General features: G+C 36.9%; 22 protein-coding genes. 11 read left to right on the top strand and 11 right to left on the bottom strand.

Translation table 11 applies throughout. From position 1 onward, the window contains the following. Position 1: 1 nt before the first annotated feature. The 4 genes from MLC35_RS02430 to MLC35_RS02415 are packed head-to-tail and all read left to right on the top strand — an operon-like array spanning position 2 to position 4,604. Positions 2–787, top strand: coding sequence for an AAA family ATPase (locus MLC35_RS02430; protein WP_418641040.1), 786 nt, complete (start codon positions 2–4; stop codon positions 785–787). Continuing rightward, entirely contained in the window at positions 780–1,688 is a 909-nt protein-coding gene (locus MLC35_RS02425) for a tetratricopeptide repeat protein (protein WP_434637653.1), read from the top strand. Before MLC35_RS02430 ends, MLC35_RS02425 begins: the two co-directional genes overlap by 8 nt. Further along, complete coding sequence (locus tag MLC35_RS02420; RefSeq protein ID WP_434637651.1) at positions 1,685–3,364, top strand: GspE/PulE family protein; 1,680 nt, start codon at positions 1,685–1,687, stop codon at positions 3,362–3,364. Before MLC35_RS02425 ends, MLC35_RS02420 begins: the two co-directional genes overlap by 4 nt. 1 nt (position 3,365) lies before the next feature. After that, positions 3,366–4,604: a type II secretion system F family protein gene (locus MLC35_RS02415; RefSeq protein ID WP_151901015.1), complete on the top strand. Its 1,239-nt coding sequence runs from the start codon at positions 3,366–3,368 to the stop codon at positions 4,602–4,604. A gap of 113 nt (positions 4,605–4,717) precedes the next feature. Here MLC35_RS02415 and MLC35_RS02410 read toward each other — a convergent pair whose 3' ends face one another. Genes MLC35_RS02410 through MLC35_RS02400 form a run of 3 tightly spaced genes read right to left on the bottom strand, consistent with a single transcriptional unit; the run spans position 4,718 to position 7,025 of the window. Further along, positions 4,718–5,215 (bottom strand): type II secretion system protein, encoded by a 498-nt coding sequence (locus MLC35_RS02410; protein WP_434637649.1) that lies wholly within the window; start codon positions 5,213–5,215, stop codon positions 4,718–4,720. Between the two features lie 49 nt (positions 5,216–5,264). Further along, positions 5,265–5,705 (bottom strand): prepilin-type N-terminal cleavage/methylation domain-containing protein, encoded by a 441-nt coding sequence (locus tag MLC35_RS02405; protein ID WP_283949347.1) that lies wholly within the window; start codon positions 5,703–5,705, stop codon positions 5,265–5,267. Positions 5,706–5,762: 57 nt separating this feature from the next. After that, complete coding sequence (locus MLC35_RS02400) at positions 5,763–7,025, bottom strand: arsenic transporter (protein ID WP_434637646.1); 1,263 nt, start codon at positions 7,023–7,025, stop codon at positions 5,763–5,765. A gap of 344 nt (positions 7,026–7,369) precedes the next feature. On the opposite strand from MLC35_RS02400, the gene MLC35_RS02395 reads away from it, so the two are divergent. The 4 genes from MLC35_RS02395 to MLC35_RS02380 all read left to right on the top strand — a co-directional run bounded on the left by MLC35_RS02395 (position 7,370) and on the right by MLC35_RS02380 (position 9,024). Then, positions 7,370–7,693: an ArsR/SmtB family transcription factor gene (locus MLC35_RS02395; protein ID WP_434637644.1), complete on the top strand. Its 324-nt coding sequence runs from the start codon at positions 7,370–7,372 to the stop codon at positions 7,691–7,693. Next, positions 7,690–8,118 carry an arsenate reductase ArsC gene (locus tag MLC35_RS02390; RefSeq protein WP_151901019.1) on the top strand — a complete coding sequence of 143 codons (429 nt, stop codon included), beginning with the start codon at positions 7,690–7,692 and terminating at the stop codon, positions 8,116–8,118. The genes MLC35_RS02395 and MLC35_RS02390 overlap by 4 nt, the downstream gene beginning before the upstream one ends. Next, positions 8,099–8,353, top strand: coding sequence for a hypothetical protein (locus MLC35_RS02385; protein WP_151901020.1), 255 nt, complete (start codon positions 8,099–8,101; stop codon positions 8,351–8,353). The genes MLC35_RS02390 and MLC35_RS02385 overlap by 20 nt, the downstream gene beginning before the upstream one ends. 74 nt (positions 8,354–8,427) lie before the next feature. Beyond that, on the top strand, positions 8,428–9,024 hold the full coding sequence (locus tag MLC35_RS02380) for a peroxiredoxin (RefSeq protein WP_151901021.1): 597 nt from the start codon (positions 8,428–8,430) through the stop codon (positions 9,022–9,024). A 22-nt stretch (positions 9,025–9,046) separates the two neighbouring features. On the opposite strand, the gene MLC35_RS02375 is transcribed toward MLC35_RS02380, so the two are convergent. From MLC35_RS02375 to MLC35_RS02355, 5 genes are all read right to left on the bottom strand, one after another. Continuing rightward, the gene (locus MLC35_RS02375; protein ID WP_346389336.1) at positions 9,047–9,187 is read right to left on the bottom strand and encodes a hypothetical protein; all 141 of its coding nucleotides are present in this window, start codon (positions 9,185–9,187) and stop codon (positions 9,047–9,049) included. Next, positions 9,177–10,445 (bottom strand): diguanylate cyclase, encoded by a 1,269-nt coding sequence (locus MLC35_RS02370; RefSeq protein ID WP_434637642.1) that lies wholly within the window; start codon positions 10,443–10,445, stop codon positions 9,177–9,179. Before MLC35_RS02370 ends, MLC35_RS02375 begins: the two co-directional genes overlap by 11 nt. A 58-nt stretch (positions 10,446–10,503) precedes the next feature. Beyond that, on the bottom strand, positions 10,504–10,998 hold the full coding sequence (locus tag MLC35_RS02365; RefSeq protein WP_434637640.1) for a hypothetical protein: 495 nt from the start codon (positions 10,996–10,998) through the stop codon (positions 10,504–10,506). 35 nt (positions 10,999–11,033) lie between these two features. Further along, positions 11,034–11,258, bottom strand: a complete 225-nt coding sequence (locus MLC35_RS02360; RefSeq protein ID WP_151901024.1) for a hypothetical protein — start codon at positions 11,256–11,258, stop codon at positions 11,034–11,036. Between the two features lie 71 nt (positions 11,259–11,329). Beyond that, positions 11,330–12,046 carry a DUF4852 domain-containing protein gene (locus tag MLC35_RS02355; protein WP_151901025.1) on the bottom strand — a complete coding sequence of 239 codons (717 nt, stop codon included), beginning with the start codon at positions 12,044–12,046 and terminating at the stop codon, positions 11,330–11,332. A 157-nt stretch (positions 12,047–12,203) separates the two neighbouring features. On the opposite strand from MLC35_RS02355, the gene MLC35_RS02350 reads away from it, so the two are divergent. Together MLC35_RS02350 and MLC35_RS02345 are read left to right on the top strand one after the other, a co-directional pair. Next, positions 12,204–14,084 (top strand): sensor histidine kinase, encoded by a 1,881-nt coding sequence (locus MLC35_RS02350; protein WP_434637638.1) that lies wholly within the window; start codon positions 12,204–12,206, stop codon positions 14,082–14,084. Further along, positions 14,081–14,776 carry a response regulator transcription factor gene (locus MLC35_RS02345; protein WP_434637636.1) on the top strand — a complete coding sequence of 232 codons (696 nt, stop codon included), beginning with the start codon at positions 14,081–14,083 and terminating at the stop codon, positions 14,774–14,776. The genes MLC35_RS02350 and MLC35_RS02345 overlap by 4 nt, the downstream gene beginning before the upstream one ends. 14 nt (positions 14,777–14,790) lie before the next feature. Here the strand turns inward: MLC35_RS02345 and MLC35_RS02340 are convergent, their stop codons facing one another. Together MLC35_RS02340 and MLC35_RS02335 are read right to left on the bottom strand one after the other, a co-directional pair. Beyond that, positions 14,791–15,675, bottom strand: coding sequence for a DMT family transporter (locus MLC35_RS02340; protein WP_434637634.1), 885 nt, complete (start codon positions 15,673–15,675; stop codon positions 14,791–14,793). Then, positions 15,669–16,937 carry an ATP-dependent DNA helicase gene (locus MLC35_RS02335; protein WP_434637632.1) on the bottom strand — a complete coding sequence of 423 codons (1,269 nt, stop codon included), beginning with the start codon at positions 16,935–16,937 and terminating at the stop codon, positions 15,669–15,671. Before MLC35_RS02335 ends, MLC35_RS02340 begins: the two co-directional genes overlap by 7 nt. 82 nt (positions 16,938–17,019) lie before the next feature. Between MLC35_RS02335 and MLC35_RS02330 the strand changes: the two genes are divergently transcribed. Next, a complete protein-coding gene (locus MLC35_RS02330) occupies positions 17,020–18,273 on the top strand; it encodes a GGDEF domain-containing response regulator (RefSeq protein WP_434637630.1) in 1,254 nt (417 codons plus the stop codon). Here MLC35_RS02330 and MLC35_RS02325 read toward each other — a convergent pair. Continuing rightward, positions 18,264–19,403 (bottom strand): vWA domain-containing protein, encoded by a 1,140-nt coding sequence (locus MLC35_RS02325; protein WP_346389330.1) that lies wholly within the window; start codon positions 19,401–19,403, stop codon positions 18,264–18,266. The genes MLC35_RS02330 and MLC35_RS02325 overlap by 10 nt on opposite strands. Positions 19,404–19,460: the final 57 nt, after the last annotated feature.

Here is a 19,460-nt window from a genome sequence, read left to right as displayed (position 1 = left end):
AATGAACTATTTAGAACTTGCCCAGTGTTTTGAAGAACAAAACAGTTCTGAACATTATCATCAAAACAGTGAAGTGCTTCACATAAAAAATACAATAGAGAGCATCTTAAACAACAATACAAAACAACTCCTCTTTTTAACAGGCGAACCAGGCGTAGGAAAAAGTGCTTTTTTAAATTACATCGAAGAACAGTTTACTTATGACATTATCAAATTTGACATTCCTTTTTTGGAACCTATAGACTTCGTAAAAATTCTAATTCAAAAAACGCAGACAGAAGTTGCCAACTACTCCTTAGAAGAACTCATCAAGCAGGTCATCTCTTTATACCAGAATTCAAACTATATAGTAGTGCTCGATGAAGCACAGCTGCTCTCTAAAGATATGATTGAAATCATTCGGATTCTGGCAGATTCCAAGGCATTCTGGTTTATCCTCGCTATGCATGAGCATGAGTCACAAAAGATACTCAAAGAGCCACAGTTTGCATCAAGACCGCACAAGGTTCTCAAATTGCAAAATATTTCAATGCAGGAGTGCAGAGAGTACATTTACACAGAACTGCAAAATAAAAACGCCTCTATGCTTGCCGGTGAAATCACAAAAAAACATATAAAAGATATATACAGACTCAGTAACGGCAATATGCGCGTACTCAAAAAACTTCTCTATACCTCCTTTTTACTCATTGACTATGCACAAAAAAATGATAAAGAGCATTACAAAGCATTTAACAAATGTATTCTGACTATGGCTGCCATAGACGGAGGGCTGATCAATGCATAATTTTGACGACTTGCAAAAACGCTGTAAAAAATATGCAATGAAAAAAAAACTGAAATATGCCCTTGTCGCTGTTTCTGTAATTATCGCAGCTCTGCTTCTTTATCTTTATGCGCTTGAGCAGGTATCGACTCTTCCTGAGAGAAAAACTCCTGCAAAACCCAAAGCTGTTGTTAGTGCGCATCCTGTAAAAAAAACAGCACCTAAAAAAGAAGTGCAAAGAGAAAAAGTCAAAAAAGCATCAAAAAAAGTGCAAACAGATGCAAAAAAATACTCTTTGCAGTTTTTGGTAGCATCTCCACGCTATATAAACAGAATCAAAAATGAAAAAAAGCATCTCGAGACTCTTGGTTTTGTCAATTGCAAACTGCAGCAGTCTTCTGTTTACATCCACCTTGTATGTAATGAATCAGACACTTTGCAAGACCTTGATCCCTATATAAAACTGGCACAAAGAAAAAAACTGGACTATGTTATCCGGACACAAAACAATGATGCCCTGCAGCAAAAAACAGTGCCAGAAAAAAAAGAAAAAGCTAAAAAAGCAGTTCCGCCGTTGCAAATACAAAAAAATGCACAAAAGACAGTACCCCCTATGATCAAAGTGCAAAGTGCTGGTACACAGGAGCTTCAAAAGAGATTTGCACAGACTCCAAATTATGCCGTAGCACTTGTCATAGCACGCAACTATTACAAAGAAGGCAACTACAAAAAAGCGATAGTTTGGGCAAAAAAAGCAAATCAGCTTAACAAAAGTGATGCACAATCCTGGATAATTTATGCAAAATCTCTTTATGCACTGCATCAGGGTGCCAAAGCCAGGCAATTGTTGCATATATATTTGCAGTATGAAAATTCGGATGCAGCGCAAAGCCTGTTAAAACAATGGGAGCATACTCAATGATAAACAAAAAGATAAGACTCGGTGACCTGCTGATTGAAAAAGGATATATCACACAAGAGCAGCTTGAATCTGCTCTGGCCAAACAAAAAGAGCTTAACTTTACAAAAAAACTCGGTGAAATTTTTATTGACGAGGGGTATATTTCACAAAAAGAACTGCTTAAAATGCTTGCAACTCAACTCAAAATTCCTTTTGTCGACCTTTTTGGCGAAAAAATTGATTTTGAAAAAATTGTTGCAAGGTACCCGATAAATTTACTAAAAGTCGCCCATGCCATTCCTTTTAAAGAGGATGAGGACTTCATCTATATGGCAACCAGCGATCCGCTTAATTATGATGCTTTGGAGAATTTGGAAAGAAGCATATCCATCAAACCGATGAAAATTTCTTTGGCCTATGAAGATGACATTAATGTTATTTTCAAAAGAATAGAGACGCTTAAAAAAACCAAAGTCCTTATAGATGAAGTAAAAAAAGAGTTACAGACAGAGGGATTAAAAAAAGAGGGAGAAGACAGCGCTGTTATGCGGCTTATTCGACTGCTCATCAGCGATGCTATTGCAAAAAGAGCCAGTGATATCCACATAGAACCCGAAGACAATGACAGAATGATTGTACGCTCCCGTATAGACGGCGTTTTGTTTGAAAACTTCATTTTTGATATGGAGATTTACCATGCCATCTCTTCACGCATCAAACTTTTAGGCAATATAGACATATCCGAAAAGAGGGTTCCCCAGGACGGAAGATTCTCTTTGAACCTTTTTGACAAAGCCTATGATTTCAGACTCTCTACCACGCCGACTATCTTTGGCGAATCTATCGTTATGAGAATCCTCGACAGAGAAAAAGTTCTTTTAAAACTCGAAGATTTGGGCTTTGCAGATGAAAACCTGGAAGCATTTAATGACCTGATTACCTCGCCTCACGGCATTTTACTCATTACCGGACCTACGGGTTCTGGTAAAACAACCACTCTGTATGCGGCACTCAATGAGATAAAAAGCATCTCCAACAAGGTTATGACGGCAGAAGATCCTGTTGAGTACAGACTACCTCTTGTACAGCAAATCCAGGTAAACGAAAAAACAGGACTCACTTTTGCAAGAGCAATAAAATCTTTTTTACGCCAGGATCCTGATATTATCCTCATCGGTGAAATTCGTGACAGCGAAACCCTTGATGCTGCATCCCAGGCTGCCCTTACCGGACATCTCGTACTCTCAACACTCCACACAAACGATGCCCCGGGAGCAATACCGAGAATGGTACAGATGGGGCTAAAACCCTACTTGATTTCAGATTCTCTTATCGGTGTTGTAGGACAGCGTCTTGTAAGAAAGATTTGTCCCTACTGCAAGCATGAGGTAAAAATACAAAAATCCCAACTGCCAAAAGTAGAAAAATATATCAAGCCTGACGCTGTTGTTTATGAAGGGAAAGGGTGCTCAAAATGTGATTTTACAGGGTATTTCAACAGAACAATGATTTCAGAAGTTTTTGCTCTTGATGAAGATACCGCAAAGCTTATCTCTGAAAATGCAAATAAAATAGTTTTGGCAGAGTATGCAGAAAAAGCGGGAAAATACAAGCCAATGATTTACGACGGAATGAACAAGGTACTCAAAGGGATAACAACTGTTGCGGAAGTACTGCGTGTAACCAAGGAACATTAGAGTGAAGTATTTTAAAATTGATTACAAATTTGGAAAAAAACGTTCCTCCGTTGTTCTCGAAGCACAAAACAAGATAGAAGCCATGGAGAAGTTTTTTGAAATGGAACTTGGCGTTCTTGTAAAAATTCAAGAGACTTCAAAACCGCTTGAACAGTCATTTCAAGACCTTTTGGCAAAATACAACGACCCTATAGGCAAGGGAAAAGTTGATCAGGAGAGGCTCATAGCACTGCTCGATCAAATGGCAATTATGCTTGATGCAGGGCTTCCTCTCAACTATACACTCAGCGAAGTAACAAAACACCAGGAAGACAAAGCGCTCAAAGCCATATTTGAAAAAGTTTTAAACGACATAGAGAGCGGAAAAGGTTTTTATGCTTCCGTGCTTCCGTTTCAAGAGCAGCTTGGAAGTCTCACTGTTGCCATGATTCAGCTTGGTGAAGAGACAGGCCAAATAGCCGAATCACTCACACATCTCACCGATATACTCCAAGACATTCTGGATAACCGAAAAAAATTCAAAAAAGCCACACGCTATCCGCTGGTCATCGTGACAGCCATGGGTATTGCATTTAGTGTTGTGACAATTTTTGTTATTCCCCAGTTTAAATCTATCTTTGAAAGTTCACAAATGGAACTGCCTCTGCCGACAAAGTTTTTACTCTGGCTGGAGTATGCTTTACGTGTCTATGGTCCCTATATTCTTGCTGGTGCTGTATTTTTGGCGCTTACTATTTCTTACATGTATAAAAAGAGCGACAAAGTTCATATGTTTTTGGATAAACTGATACTTAAAATTTACATTATCGGCAAAGCAACTTTTTTTGCAATGATCAGTCGTTTTGTCTATGTGTTCAGCGTACTTGTCAAAGCAGGAATTCCCATGCTTGAAGCCCTCCGCATAGCCTCCGGAATTATAGACAATGTCTACATCAAACAAAAAGTAGACAGAATTGCGAGTGCTATCGAAGAGGGGAAAAGTCTGAACCAGGGTTTTGAAGAGACAGAACTTTTTGAAAATATGGTTGTTGAGATGATAAAAGCGGGTGAAACCGGTGGCGGTTTGGATAAAATGCTGCAAAAAGTTGTCAAGATTTACAAAGACAGATTCAGCTATATTGTCGACAATATTGCTACACTGATAGAGCCTATACTGCTCGGGGCAATTGCAGGATTTGTTTTAATGCTTGCACTTGGAATTTTCCTGCCAATGTGGAATATGGTCGATATGGCAAACTAAAGGAGTCAGAATGGATATAGAGACAGGGAGTATCGGTATAGCAATTGTAAGTGCATTTATACTGGGATTTGCTTTATGGATTATACACAAAATGTCAAATTTATAAGAAAGTTCTATCCCTCTATAAGTATAAAAGTTCCGTTGACATCATTGTATTCCCAATGGTCTGTACTGTCAGGTTTGTCACTGCTGTTTTCGCCAATACCGCTGTTTGTGCTTGATGCCGGTCCGTGGTAGTCGTTGTTTGCCGTGCAGCTCCATTTTGCATCCACACTTGCCGGATTTTTCAGCAGATACTTAAAAGCCTGGGAATTTGTTGCTGCACACTCACCCAGTTTTTTAGGGTAACCGTTGTCACAGTCAAAAAGAGTATCACTCCCGTTGTTACAGTCAATACTGTTGCCGTTTCCCCAGCTGAATGTACCCTCAGCGGTTATCCAGTCGGCATGAATATCATCGAGTGCAGACTGCACCGTCGCAGCCGTTGCCATTTCAGAAGAGATTTTGGCATTTGAAGAGAGGTGACTAAATTTTGGTATAGCAACTGCGGCTAAAACACCGATGATTACAATAACAAAAATTAGTTCTATGAGTGTAAATGCTTTTTTCAAACAAGCCCTTTATATAAAGAAGAGAGACTATCCCTTCTTTATAATATAATTAAAATGTTATAGTGTGTGCTGTCGTGCTGTTATTGTCATTCAACTTGGCACATTTTGCTTTTGTTTGAGGATCACCAAGCTGATTACAATCAACACCATAAACAATGGTAGAGTTATCCGTCATTTGAATCTGTGCAACAACCGCATTAGCATTGTTTGGATCTTGGTATTGAGATGTATTTGCATCCGTCCAAACCCAGTTTTTACCATTAAGATTTACTAAATCCTGCAGTGCATATGTCGCATTATCTTCTAAGTCTCTTTGATTTACTGCTGTAGATGCACCCGCACTTGCCATATCAGTCGTAACTTTAATGATATTATTCGCCTCTGCACTCTGTTTCAAGTTTTTAAATTTCGGAACAGCTACTGCTGCCAAAACACCAATGATCACAATTACGAAAATTAACTCTATAAGAGTAAAACCGCTTCTTTTCATATTACTTCCTTGCATTAATATATCATACTCATTATATCGGCTTAAAACTTAAAAAACTTAAATTAATCCCAAAAGTGCGATAAATAAAACAGGAGGTGTTACTATAAGTCCTACTTTCATGTATTCGCTCCAGCCTATTTTGAGTCCTTTTTGTGCGAGTACATGTAACCACAGCAGTGTTGCGAGAGAGCCTATGGGTGTCATTTTCGGTCCAAGATTTGCTCCGAGTATATTGGCATATACCAAAGCTTCATTGCCTGCATAGCCGACTTTATCTATGGCGATGTCCATTATCATAATTGTCGGCATATTGTTCATCACAGAACTGATAACGGCCGACAAAAAGCCCGTACCTAGGACAGCTGCCGTTGTGCCCTGTGTATTGAGCATTGCTATCCATGAGGCAATGATGTCCGTTAATCCTGCATTTTTCAAGCCGTACACCACAACATACAGCCCGATACTGAACCATACAATCTGCCAGGGTGCCGCTTTGATTGTCATAATCGGTTTGACGGTCTTGTAATGGTTTGCTATTGCCAAAAACACCAAAGCCCCGCCGAGTGCAAAGAGAGACACGGGCAGGTGAAATCTATCGCCTATAAAATAGCCCAACATCAAAAGTACCAAAAAAGCCCATGAAATTTTAAACATTACAGAGCTTTTTATGACTGTAGAGGCTTCAGGCAAGGCTTCTACGTTTACATGTAAAGGAATATCCTTTCGAAAGTAAATCCATAAAACAGCAATGGAAGCAAAAATACTCAAAAGATTTGGCAGGAACATATTTTTGGCATACTCCACAAAACCTATGTCAAAGTAGCCTACTGTTACGATATTTGTCAGGTTTGAAATGACCAGAGGATTTGATGCGGCATCGCCTATGAAACCGCCTGCCATTAAAAAAGCAAAAATAGGCAAGGGTTTCATTTTCAGGTATTTCATCTTTGCCAGTAAAATCGGTGTCAAAATCAAAGCTGCCCCGTCATTAGCAAAGAAAGCTGCCACAACTGCCCCTAAGAGTAAAATATAGACAAACATTTTGTTTCCGTTTCCACCGCTGAGACGCGCCATTTTAATGGCTGCCCATTCAAAAAAGCCTATTTCATCCAGTACCATGGAAAGGATGATAATGCCTATAAAAGAGAGTGTCGCATCCCAGACTATATCTATCACTGTGAGCACATCATCAAAACTCACTATACCCAGCACTAGAGCGACGACAGCGCCAATAACCGCCGTTGTCCCAATCTGCAAACCTCTGGGCTGCCAGATGATAAAAACCAATGTCACTAAAAACAAACCAAATGCAAGTACCATACTTCACCTTTTATACTATTTTTAAAATCAATACTGTTGTTGCAGCCCTACTGCTCCCAGCCGGCACTGAAGTACCGGTTCCGAAAAAGCTGTTTAACTTAATGGCATCAGGCTTAAAAGACACAAAGCCCGCACTGAAGTACGGGTTCCCAAAAAGTTACTTCACTTCATGACGCAATCTCTATTCCAAAAAGACCTCGGAACCGGTACTTCAGTGCCGGCTGTTACAACTTTTGTGCATAATTTGTACGCTTTGGTGAAAGTATAACGAAATAAAATCTATAAATCAATATATCTTGATATTTGTGTTTTTATCTGCTATAATTTTGCAAACGGAGGATGCAATGGAAATATTTTTAAAAACTGTTTCGGCATTAAATGATGAAACCAGAGTCCTTTTACTGCGATTTTTGGATGAATACGGGGAGTGTTGTGTCTGTGATTTGCAGGAATCGCTTGATATGATTCAGTCTCGTCTCTCACGGCACCTGAAAATACTCAAAGAAGCCGGGTTTTTAAGAGTTGAGAGAAAAGGCACCTGGGGATTTTATGCTATTCGCTCACCGCTTGACAGATTTCGCACAGAGGCTTTAAGAGAAATTCGGCATTTGGAAATAGCCTTGCCGCCTTTGAAAAAATCATCCCAAAACGGAGCATGTAAAATATGAGTCAAAAAAAAGAAGTTTTAATTCTCTGCACCGGCAACAGCTGCCGCTCCATCATGGCCGAAGCCCTTGTCAATGCGAAACTTGGTGAGTGTGTGCATGCCCAAAGTTCAGGTGTCAAAGCAAGCGGCAAGGTAAACCCTCACGCACAGGCACTGCTCAAACAAAAAGGGTATTGGAAAGATGAGTATCATTCAAAGGTGATTGAAACGGTGCTGGATACTCCTTTTGATCTGGTCATTACGGTCTGTGACGCTGCAAAAGAGAGCTGTCCCGTCTTTGCCAAAGCGGTAAAGACCTTACATGTAAGCTTTGAAGATCCAAGCGGCAAAGCAGAAGCGGAGTATGAAAAAACTCTCAATTTAATAGAAAAAAAGTTATTGCCAATCATAAAAGAGGAGTTATGCGATGAACAGAAAAGTAAATAAAACAGACAGCGGTGTAAAAATTTCCTTCAGTGGTGCAGTCAAAAAGCAAAATATCGTTTCCATGGTAGAAAACTGTGCCACAGGAAAATGCGAATGTATGAGTGATGCCACAAAAAGCAAAATCAAAAATATGTCTGTCAGCGGAAAAGACGGCGATGTTTCGTTAAAGCTTGACGGTGATGTAAGCACCCAAGAGATAGAAGCCGCACTGGCAAAATCAAAAGTTATAAATTAACTCAAAAAATATAGATTTTTATTAGTAAAAATTAGATAGAATCGGTTTATAAAATTAAACACAAGGACATATATATGTTAGTAACAAATCCAGCTCCAGATTTTACAGCTACAGCAGTTTTAGCTGATGGCTCAATCGTAGAAGACTTCAAATTAAGCGAAAATTTCGGTGAAAAAGGGACAGTTGTATTCTTTTACCCGTTAGACTTTACTTTTGTCTGCCCGTCAGAAATCATTGCATTTTCTCACAGATACGATGAATTTCAAAAACGAGGTGTGAACGTTGTAGGTGTTTCAGTTGATTCACAGTTTTCTCACTTTGCATGGAGAGAAACTCCGGTTGAAAAAGGCGGAATCGGCCGTATCAATTTCCCTCTTGTTGCAGACTTGACAAAAGATATTTCCCGTGCTTATGATGTACTTTTAAACAATGCAGTAGCACTTCGCGGTTCATTTTTAATAGATGACAAAGGCATTGTTCGTCATGCGGTTATCAACGACCTTCCACTTGGACGTAATGTTGATGAAATGCTCAGAATGATCGATGCACAGCAGTTTACTGATGAGTACGGTGAAGTGTGCCCTGCCGGTTGGGAAAAAGGTGACGAGGGTATGAAACCTGACGCCGAAGGTGTTGCCGAGTACTTGGCAAAACACGAAAAAGAGTTATAAAAATCTTTAGATAAGAGAGTTTTTACTCTCTGTCTAGCTTCTGCAGTGCTTTCTCGCTTGCCTTGTTTGCTCTCTCATAATACCCTTTATCCTGATGCGATACACATCCGCTGAAACTGACAACCGCCAACAATAAAACCAACAATAAATTTTTATGCAGCAACAACCTGATTCCTCCCGTTTTGTTTCGCTCTGTACAAAGCGTCATCTGCTTTTTTCACCAGCTCTTCTCTCGTCTGCGGCTCCTGATACTCGGCAACGCCTATACTGATCGTGATTTTATATTTTTTATCTATAGTATATGCCTCAACTCTCTTTCTTATTTTTTCGGCAATGACAACAGCCTTCTCTTTTGTTGTATTTTCCAGTATGACAACAAACTCTTCACCTCCCCAGCGACCAAATATATCAGTTTTGCGAATATGCTTCAAAACCAGACGACTCAAAGCTTTTAACACTCTGTCTCCTATATCATGGCCGTATGTATCATTGACAACTTTAAAATGATCTATGTCAAACATTAGTATGCAAAACGGTTCTTTATAGCGTTTATATCTTTGTATTTCTATATTTATCGCATCATCTATTTTGTAACGGTTGTATATTTCCGTCAAGCTGTCTATGGTTGCCAGTTTCTTCAGCTCTTTTTCCATTTCAATGCGGCTTGTTATATCTGTACTTGTCGAAACAAAGTTTTGAATATTTCTGTTTTCATCAAAGAGCGGTGTTATTTTCAAGTCTGCATAATAGAGCCTGTCATCTTTTGTCTTATCAATCAGAATATTATGATAATTCTTTCCAGCGAGTATTGTCTCCCAAAGATTCTTATAAAACTCCTGTGTATGTTTTCCTGATTTAAAAATATTTGTTTTGTTGCCTATCAGTTCTTCTCTCTCATATTTTGTTTTTTCAATCACAGAATCATTGACATACTCTATGATACCGTTTGCATCGGTAATCAACACCATGTCATCAGTCTGTTCCAAAGCCTGTGCAAGAAGTTGCACTTTTTTTCTCTCAAGCACTGTTTCTTTATCCAGATAATACAACTCTTCTTCCATCTGCTTACACCTCGTCATATCTTTGTAAAAGACTATCAGTTCACCGTTTGGCAGTTTTCTTACACTGTTATATCGCCAGCCGCTGAGCTTCTCATCTTTGTAAAGCCTTGTGTCAAGATCTCTTGCTTTGCCGTCTTCATGGACCTGCAACAAAACATCAAAAAGCCCGAACTCTTTTACCCCGGGAAACGCTTCTGTCAATTTTTTGCCTATCAGCTTCTTCTTGGAAATATTTTCAGTTTTCTCAACATTTTTATTTAAATCCACAAAAATAAAATCATTCTTTTCAAATTTATAAATAACAACATTATCAGGAAGTTCATCTATTGCAATAGTAACACTTCTGTCCGCAGCTTGCATCTACTCTTTCCCTTTTTTAATATATTTAAATGATAACCTTTGTTTTCTGCCAAAAAGCTTAATTGGGATTTTTCATTGTTTGTTGTGGCAGAGAAGAAGACGGAAACACACTAAATATAATTTTCGGATACTCTTGTACTTTACACCATTTATACCCGTTTTTACGATAATAACCCGGAATTTTTTTCTGCACTATATTAGCTTGGTAACAATTCTCGTAGTTCTTTGAGATTTTCCACAGGTCATAATGTCTTTTATCTTTGATTTTATAGTTTTTTTTATATGTTTTCGTTGGATAGATTTTCAAATTTCCATTGACAACTTCATAGTTATACACAGTATTTGTAGTTTTATTTTTCACTTCTCCCCTTTTGTTAAAGGAAAGAGTATAAATTTCACCTCTGGTTTTTGAAAATTCTTTTCCAAAGGAGGCAAAACCATTTGGTTTTACTGACGAAACCTCCCATACTCCTAAAATATTTTTTTTGCTATAAGAATCAGCATAGACTAATCCGTTCAGTAAGATTATCATAGTAATTATCATTTTATTCATTGCACTACCTTGCATTCTTGATAGAATTTTATAGACTATAATCGGATTTTATCTTCTGAAGAGGCTCCTCTGTTGAAGTCTTTGATTCTTTCTCCAAGTTCTACACCTTTTTCTCTGCATTCCTCTTTTGAATATTTCAAATTATAACAATCTTGAAAAAGTGTTTTCATTTCTTGTCTTAAAGACTCTTTTGAATCAGAACTGCATCCAGAAAACATAACTATACCTAAAATACTTACTGTTAATAAAACTTTTTTCATTATCTATTGACCTCTACTCTTTGTTTTTTTTCACTCATTTTAATTCCTTCGTTTTTCAGTTATCTGTACTTTTACTTATAGTTGTCATATGTTTTTAAAACTTTGCCATCTTTGCCTAAAATTTCCAGCTTCGTTATATGTCCGATCACTTTCACATTAATATCATCACTACATCCGCGAAAATTTTCCTGACATTGTTCAATATTTTCAGATGAAGAGATTATTTTTTTAATTACATAAGAATATTTTGCAGTCAAATCTCTATCTACACTGCCTCTGCTGTTCTTTCTTGCTTTCATAAATTGCTTAGCATCTGCTTTTATCATTGGAAGTATTGTATTATTAGGATTAATATTATCAAATGACAATTTAGTCTTCCCGTTATATGCCAAAACGGATCCATAATATGATATATACGAATTTTTACTCATAAGTGACAGAGGAAATTCTTGTTTTTTAAAGTTATATTTTCCAAACTGTGCCCCCAGTCTTAATACACTTGTTTGTCCAATTATGTCTTTATTTTCTTTTATTTTATTTAGAAAATGCGTATATGCCTCTTCAATTGCACCGTCAAGTTCAAATTCATCATTTCTTACTTTTCTCCAAACAGCTGTTTCTCCCTGATATAAATACCAACGACCGGCTGCAGCTTTATCAACTTTTGCTATGTTTGCATTTAATCCTGCTAATGCTATCTTGTCAATAGTTTTATGTTCATTTAAATCGACCTCTGCAAAAAGGCTGGCGCTCATTGTTAGTATTCCTGCAAGTATTACTTTCTTCATTTATTTCCTTTATGTTTTAATTTCACGAAATTCTATAAAAAAAGTGTGTGCCAAATGTGAAAAATATTAATTATTATAAAAAAACGGATAAAAAGATTCTCTTTATGTAAAAATGATACACTTTCGAAATAATATTGCAACTGCATAAGGCCCATTATTGAAATTTTCAACATATAAGTATTTTTTTTCTCTTCTTTTGCTGATGCAATTATCTGTTAATGCACAAAGCATTACGAGTATAAGCGAAAATACAAATAATCTTAATGTCTTGAAAGAAAGCTCCTGGTTTTTAGATAAAAACAGTCAAAAATCAGTGAGTGACATACTGCAAAAATCAATATTATTTCAAAACAGCACAAAAGATTTTTTTAATTTTGGATATATTTTCAAAGACACACTTTGGATAAAATCTATTCTTAAAAACACTTCAAACAAACAAATAATACGCTATTTTACCCTTGATGCACCAAACCTTGCTGTTTGCGATTTTTATGAAATCGATGCGAATAATACACTCAAAAGAAAAGAGAAAAACGGTGTTCTGCAAAGAAAAAAATTCAGAAACGAACTTTTTTTCACATTTGAAGTCTCACTTCGTCCCCATGAAGAAAAAACTTTTCTTTTTGCACTTCGTCCTATGACCCACTCGCTCCATTTTCATCTAAAACTACAAGATTACAAAGTGTATAAAAATGAAGAACTTCGTCATCAGCTTCTCTTAACTGTTTTTTTTAGTATTTTGCTTGTTGCATTTATCTATGCAATAAGTATAAGTATTCACAGTGACAATTCAAGTTATTTTTATTATGCTCTTTTTATAGCAATGATTTTTATACATCACCTTTCTTTAAGCGGTATGATCGCATATTTTCTGCAAGACAACCAAACACTGATTTACCAACAGGCATATATGCCTGTTTATTATTTGGCTATAGTAGTCTTTTCCATTTTTCTTTTTGTCAATAAATTTTTAAATTTACATAATTATAATAAAATTTATTATTCCTTTGTGTTAATTATGTTTTTAATTGTCTTGATTGTTCTGTTTAATTCACACCAGAATTATCTTCTAAAATATATGACACCTTTGGCCATTATTTTTGCTTTATATTTAGAGGCTGTCAGTATCTATCTTGCAGTAACAAAAAAAGAAAAATATGCAAAATATTTTGCTTTTATTTGGGGAGTTTCTCTAGGTGGAATGATTTTTACCATGCTTTACTATGTAGGGTTTTTAAGCAAACCTATTGCATACCTCTTTGAGATAACTGTTATTTTTGAAATTTTCTCCTTTTCCATAATATTATCAAAACAAATACACACGCTGCAAAGAGAAAATCAACATAAAAATAATCATCTCCAGCGCCAAAACAAATTAGCTGCAATGGGAGAAATGTTACAAAATATTGCGCATCAATGGCGACAGCCATTATCTGAACTTAATGCAGTAGCAATGAAAATTGATGCTGATTTTTATACAAAAAAAATTACACCAAAAACACTAGATACAGATATAGAACGAATAGAAACAATTACACAACACATGTCCCAGACTATTGAAAATTTCAGCAACTATTTTAAAGAGAGCTCTAAAAATATAACCGTAGCAAAATTAGAAGACCTTATCTCTCAGGCACTACGATTAATCGATACAAAACTACAAACAATAACAGTAAAAGTAGATATTTCCCAAAGCATTTCGGCAAAGATAAACAGCAATGATTTCATTCAAGTCCTTCATGTACTTTTAATTAATGCTGTCGATGCATTTAAAAATAAAAATATGGAATATAGGAAAATTCATATTACATTAAAGAATGCAGATGGAAAAGCCATTATTGAAGTTGAAGACAATGCAGGCGGTATAGATACAACAATTTTAGAGAAAATTTTTGAACCCTACTTCACAACCAAATTTAAATCAAACGGAATCGGTATTGGTCTATATATGGCAAAGATGCTGGTAGAAAATAGTCTAAAAGGAGAATTGTATGTCAAAAACACTCAAAAAGGAGCGCTGTTTAGCATAATATTATGAAAAATTTTACACTACTGTATGCAGAAGATGAGTACACCACAAGGAAAAATCATATTGCCTATATAAAAAGTCGATACAATTGTACTGTTTATGAGGCTGACAACGGAGAAGAAGCGCTTAGTTTATACAAGACACATTCCCCTCACATTGTTCTTACAGATATTACAATGCCCTTTTTATCAGGCTTGGAACTTTCAAAAAAGATAAGAAAAATCTCCAAACATACACAAATCATTATACTTACTGCACACTCTGAAAAAGAAAAACTGCTTGAGGCTTTAAGTATGCAAATGCTTAACTATTTAGTAAAACCTATCAAAAGAAAAGAATTAACACAGAGTATAGATATAGCATTGGAATTATTAAAAACTGAATCTTTTACCAAGAATATTATACACTTGAATACAATCTCAACATATAATTTGGATACAAAAGAATATTTTGTCAATAATACATTGATTTTGTTAAGTAATTATGAAACGAAACTTTTGCATCTATTATGTCTCAATGTAAACAAATCGCTCAATTCATTTGATATTTTTGTTAACATTTGGGAGGACAATGATAAAGAATACAGTGCTGCTTCTATAAGAACACTTATAAAGAAGCTTCGAAAAAAACTCCCTGATGGAATTTTAATAAATATATATGGTGGTTTGTATACTCTTAAACCCTTGCAGCAAGTGGAATGAAATAATTTCATTCTTTAACGCCTGCTTACCAAAATACCTCCAAATACAATACAGGCTATGCCTGTAAATGTCAATATATCCGGCAAACTGTCACCAAGCAGATACCCAAAACCTATGGCAAAGGGAATATTTGTATAACTGACAACACCTATAATACTTAAGTTTTGCGCACTGTATGCTTTTGTCAGGAGCCATTGAGAGAGTGTCGATATAAATGCCATAAAAACCACCAAAAGCCATACATGCAATGTAGTCGGCAAAATAAACTCAGGGAACAAAAAGCTTAACGAAGCAGGAGCATTGACAAAGGGTGCAGTCAGGAACAACAATGCCGGCAAAAATGTTCCTACACCCACAAAGGAGAGGACAATCACACGTGAGTCATATATATCTTTTATTTTTTTTATCGTTGTATATGCTGCTGCTGCAAAAAAACCGCCCAAAATACCCAGGAAATGGGTATATGAAAAGCTCATTCCAAAAGGTTTGGTTATGAGAACAACGCCGAAAAAGCCTATAAACAGTGCCAGCAGTGTTTTTTTGTTTAAACGTTCATGCAGAAGAAAATAGGCAAACAGTGTTACAAAAAAGGGAGAAGTTTTGTTCAGAGTTATCGCCTCGCCCAAAGGAATAACGCTAATGGTATAAAAAAAGAGGATCATTGCCATAAATCCAAAAAGCCCGCGGGTAAAAAGCATATAAATCTTTCCGCCTGTAAGTTTTGGTGCCGTATGTTGCAGCGCATACAGTATGATAAAAATTCCGATAAGATTGCGAAAAAAGACAATTTCCAAAGCAGAAATATCTTCGGAGAGTATTTTAGTCAACGCTCCGTTGAGTGCAGAAATCAAAGCCGCACCAAGCATAAAAAGTATGCCGCTCTCTACATTTTTCAACAAGCCTCTTCCTTTTGTACAAAATTCAAAGCTTTTGGATTTACATATGCAAGCTCATACCATTGCCTTTTTGGGGCAATAAGTGTGAGTCTTGCAGGATTACAGGAACGTGAAAGTGCCACATAAAACTGAGAAGGTGCAAAAATCTCATTGGTCTCTATAATCAAATCTTCGATGGACATCCCCTGTGACTTATGGATGGTTATCGCAAACGCAAGTTTTATTGGAAACTGATAGACCGTAAAAACATTCTCTTCCACCATCTCTTTTTTTCCCTCTACACTCTTTTCTTTCCATACGGCCTTACTTTGTGCACTCGGCTCAAGTTTTACCACTTTGCCGTCACTCTTTTGCACATACACATAGCGCTCATCCACATTCACAACAGTGCCTCTTTCTCCGTTAAAGTAGTTCCAGGCGTTTCGTGTAAACAAAACAGGAGCACCCACTTTCAATGCAAGTTCTTTATCTATTCTGGCATCATCCATAAAACGCTCCACTTCTTTGTCCTGCGTTGATTTGAGATGTTTTACAATCTGTGCTTCCTTTACATGTAAAGCCTCATCTATAAAATCAAGCTGGGCTTTATTGTGTTTTGCAGCCGAAACATTTTTTCCAAACAAAAATGTAAACTGACTCAAATCATTTGGCAATGGCTTTATAAATTCGTTCAGATGATTATGCGTCTGTTCATCTATCCTGCCAAATCGCACTGCATGTAAAAGCTCTATGAAACGAAGATCATCTGTTCTGTAAATATGTGTCAGTTCCACTGTTTCAAAAGAGAAATTCTGCCAGGCAGGTGATTCAAAAGCAAATTTTACTTCGCCATAACCGCGTACAACCGGAGGGAGTTGCAAAAAATCACCTACGACCAGCAAAGAGCCATTAAAATCTGCCTGCTTAAGACGCAGTTCTATCATTGCAAAAAGTGTATCACTGACCATGGAAATCTCATCAATAACGATTAAATCCATGCTCAATATCAGTTTTTTAATCTTCTTTTTAATTTCAAATTTTGCATTTTTTTGCAACTCATCCACATCCGAAGCAATCCCCAAATCAAAAAAGCTGTGCAGTGTCTGCCCGCCTATAAGTGTAGCTGCCATTCCGGTTGAAGCCAGTTTTGCAACTTTTTTTGCCTCCCTCTCAAATGCTGCAATAATTTCTCTTGTAACAGTCGTTTTTCCAACACCGGCACCGCCTGTTAAAAAAATATTCTGTTTCCTGTCTAATTTATCAAGTATCAAGGCTTTATAATTCATACACGGATAATAGCCATTCTTAGTATAATCTCAGATTAATAACTGTATACTTTCTCTATAACATAATAGGATTCGTTCAAATATGAATAAAAAAATTTTAATTGTAGAAGATAATAAAACACTGGCAAAACTTATTGCAAAAAAGCTACATTCTGCTCTTGATTTGGAAGTCGATGTGGCGTACACAATGGCAGAAGCAAAACTCTTTATCGCACGGTATTCCTATTTCGTTACACTTTTGGATATCAACCTGCCTGATGCGCCAAACGGAGAGATTGTTGATTATGTAACGCAAAAAAAGATTCATGCCATAGTTTTAAGCGGTAATATTGACAAAGAATTCAGAAAAAAAATTCTTCAAAAAAATATTATTGACTATGTCAACAAAAGCGGTGTAGATGACATAAACTACATCATCCACACCATAGAGCGTCTGCAAAACAACAAAAAGCACAAAGTGCTTGTAGTGGATGATTCGAGAATCTTTAGACAGCAGATGCAGACAATGCTTGAAAATCTTTTTTTTCAGGTCATCAGCGTTGCCCACGGAGAAGAAGCGATCGGTATGCTCAAATCCCAACCTGACATCTCTCTTGTTCTGACTGATTACAATATGCCTGTCATGGATGGTTTGGAGTTAACCATAGAAATCAGAAAAACATATACCAAAAACGAACTCTGTATTCTTGTCATCTCTTCAAATGAAGATGAAGAGATAACGGCACTCTTTTTAAAACACGGAGCAAATGACTATGTTAAAAAGCCTTTTTCCAAAGAGGAATTTTCCTGCCGCATTAACAATTCCATAGAAGCTTTGGAAAATATACAGATGATCACAAACTACGCAAACCGTGACTACCTCACAGGGCTGTATAACCGCAGATACTTTTTTGACACAATAAATGAATATATCGACGAAGTTAAAAACAGCGGTGAAAGATTTGCCATCGCGATGATAGACATAGATCACTTTAAAAATATCAATGACACTTATGGTCATGATACAGGAGACAAAATCATCATCGCCCTCGCAGATATCCTGAGAAGTTCTACAAATCCGCATGATATTGTAGCAAGGTTTGGAGGAGAAGAATTTTGTGTTGTACTGAAAAATATCAATCAGTACAGTGCAGAAGAAATTTTCAACAGGCTCAGAGAAGAAGTGGAAAAATTCTCATATCACCTAAAAGATGACAAGTATATAAATTTCACTGTCTCAATAGGTGCAACACTCTTTAACGAAGAGGAATCTCTTGAGGAGAATATTAATGCAGCCGATATGCTTTTATACAATGCAAAAAAGAACGGAAGAAACCAGGTTGTTTTTCAAGCCTGATTCATCTTTATCAGTGTTCCAAACGGAAGTTCCTTTTCCTTGGAACTTATCCATTTCACCTCATAATCCGGTGCATTTTTCGGAAAAACTCCTGCCAGATCTGTAAAATACAAAAGCAGTTTCACATCATCAAAGTTTTCTTCTATAAAGTAAAACACAGGACGAAAGTCTGTTGCCCCGCCGCCTTTTATATCAATTTCCAATCTTTCTCCACTATAAAAAGTACTGTGTGATTGGATTTTTTCATCGCATACAAGCAGTTCAATCTGATAATTTTGCACCAATGTCATTAAAAAGTTTACTTCACTCAAAAATTCATTTAAAAGCACTGTATCAATGGAGCCGGAACTGTCCACTGCAATCACAAGACGGAAGGTCTGAGAAATATTCGAAGGCAGGTATATACCGCTGTAGAGCAGTTTTTTAGAAGGCGGCATCATGACATAATCATCTCGAAAATACGGGTCAAGTGCAATCCTCAGTTCATTTCGCCAGTCAATTTTTCCAAAATCACTCAGTTGGAAAAAACGCTCAATCGTCACCGGTGCTTCACCTTTGTGCATTTTGGATTCCAAAAGAGCAATGGCTTCCTCTGCAAAAAGCTGTTCTTGCAAAATTTCTTCTTGCAACTGTTGTTCTGAACTCTGTTGCTCCTGCTCATTGTTCTCTTTTTGCTCTACATCACCTGCATCATCGGCTTCATACTCCAAGTCTTCGTCATCACGCAGAATATCATCTTTTAACTCGGCATAAATCTCCTCTGCATACATCCCGCTGAAACGTTCCCTGTATTGTGCACCATAGGGCATATCCAAGCCGTTTTGTACAAGCATATCATTGACTGCCATATCCGTAGCCATCTGCCAGAGCCAGCCACTGCGTTTGTTTTTACGCATCTCATGAGCCAGGCTGGCATGCATCGCCCCGTTGGCAAAGACAAATTCCATTTCACTGAGTTCCAGATTTTTCAGATAATCGCTGTTGATCTCAAGCTTTTTACCGTCACTTTTAAAGGCTTCAATATCATCATTCATCACAACATCGATTTTGGAGGCAAGGGTTCCAAAATAAGGATATTCAAGCAAAAGTTTTGCTTTTGCCTGCGAGATTTTTTCTTCTGTTTTTTGCATATTTTTCCTTCACTCCTGTTTTTCGGAACGCAAACTTCAGTCCGGACGAAAGTGGCA

The sequence above is a fragment of the Sulfurimonas sp. NW7 genome, from assembly GCF_051132265.1.
Taxonomy (GTDB): domain Bacteria; phylum Campylobacterota; class Campylobacteria; order Campylobacterales; family Sulfurimonadaceae; genus Sulfurimonas; species Sulfurimonas hydrogeniphila.
The sequence above is the reverse complement of the archived record's forward strand: the minus strand, read 5'-3'. Positions and strand labels throughout refer to the sequence as shown.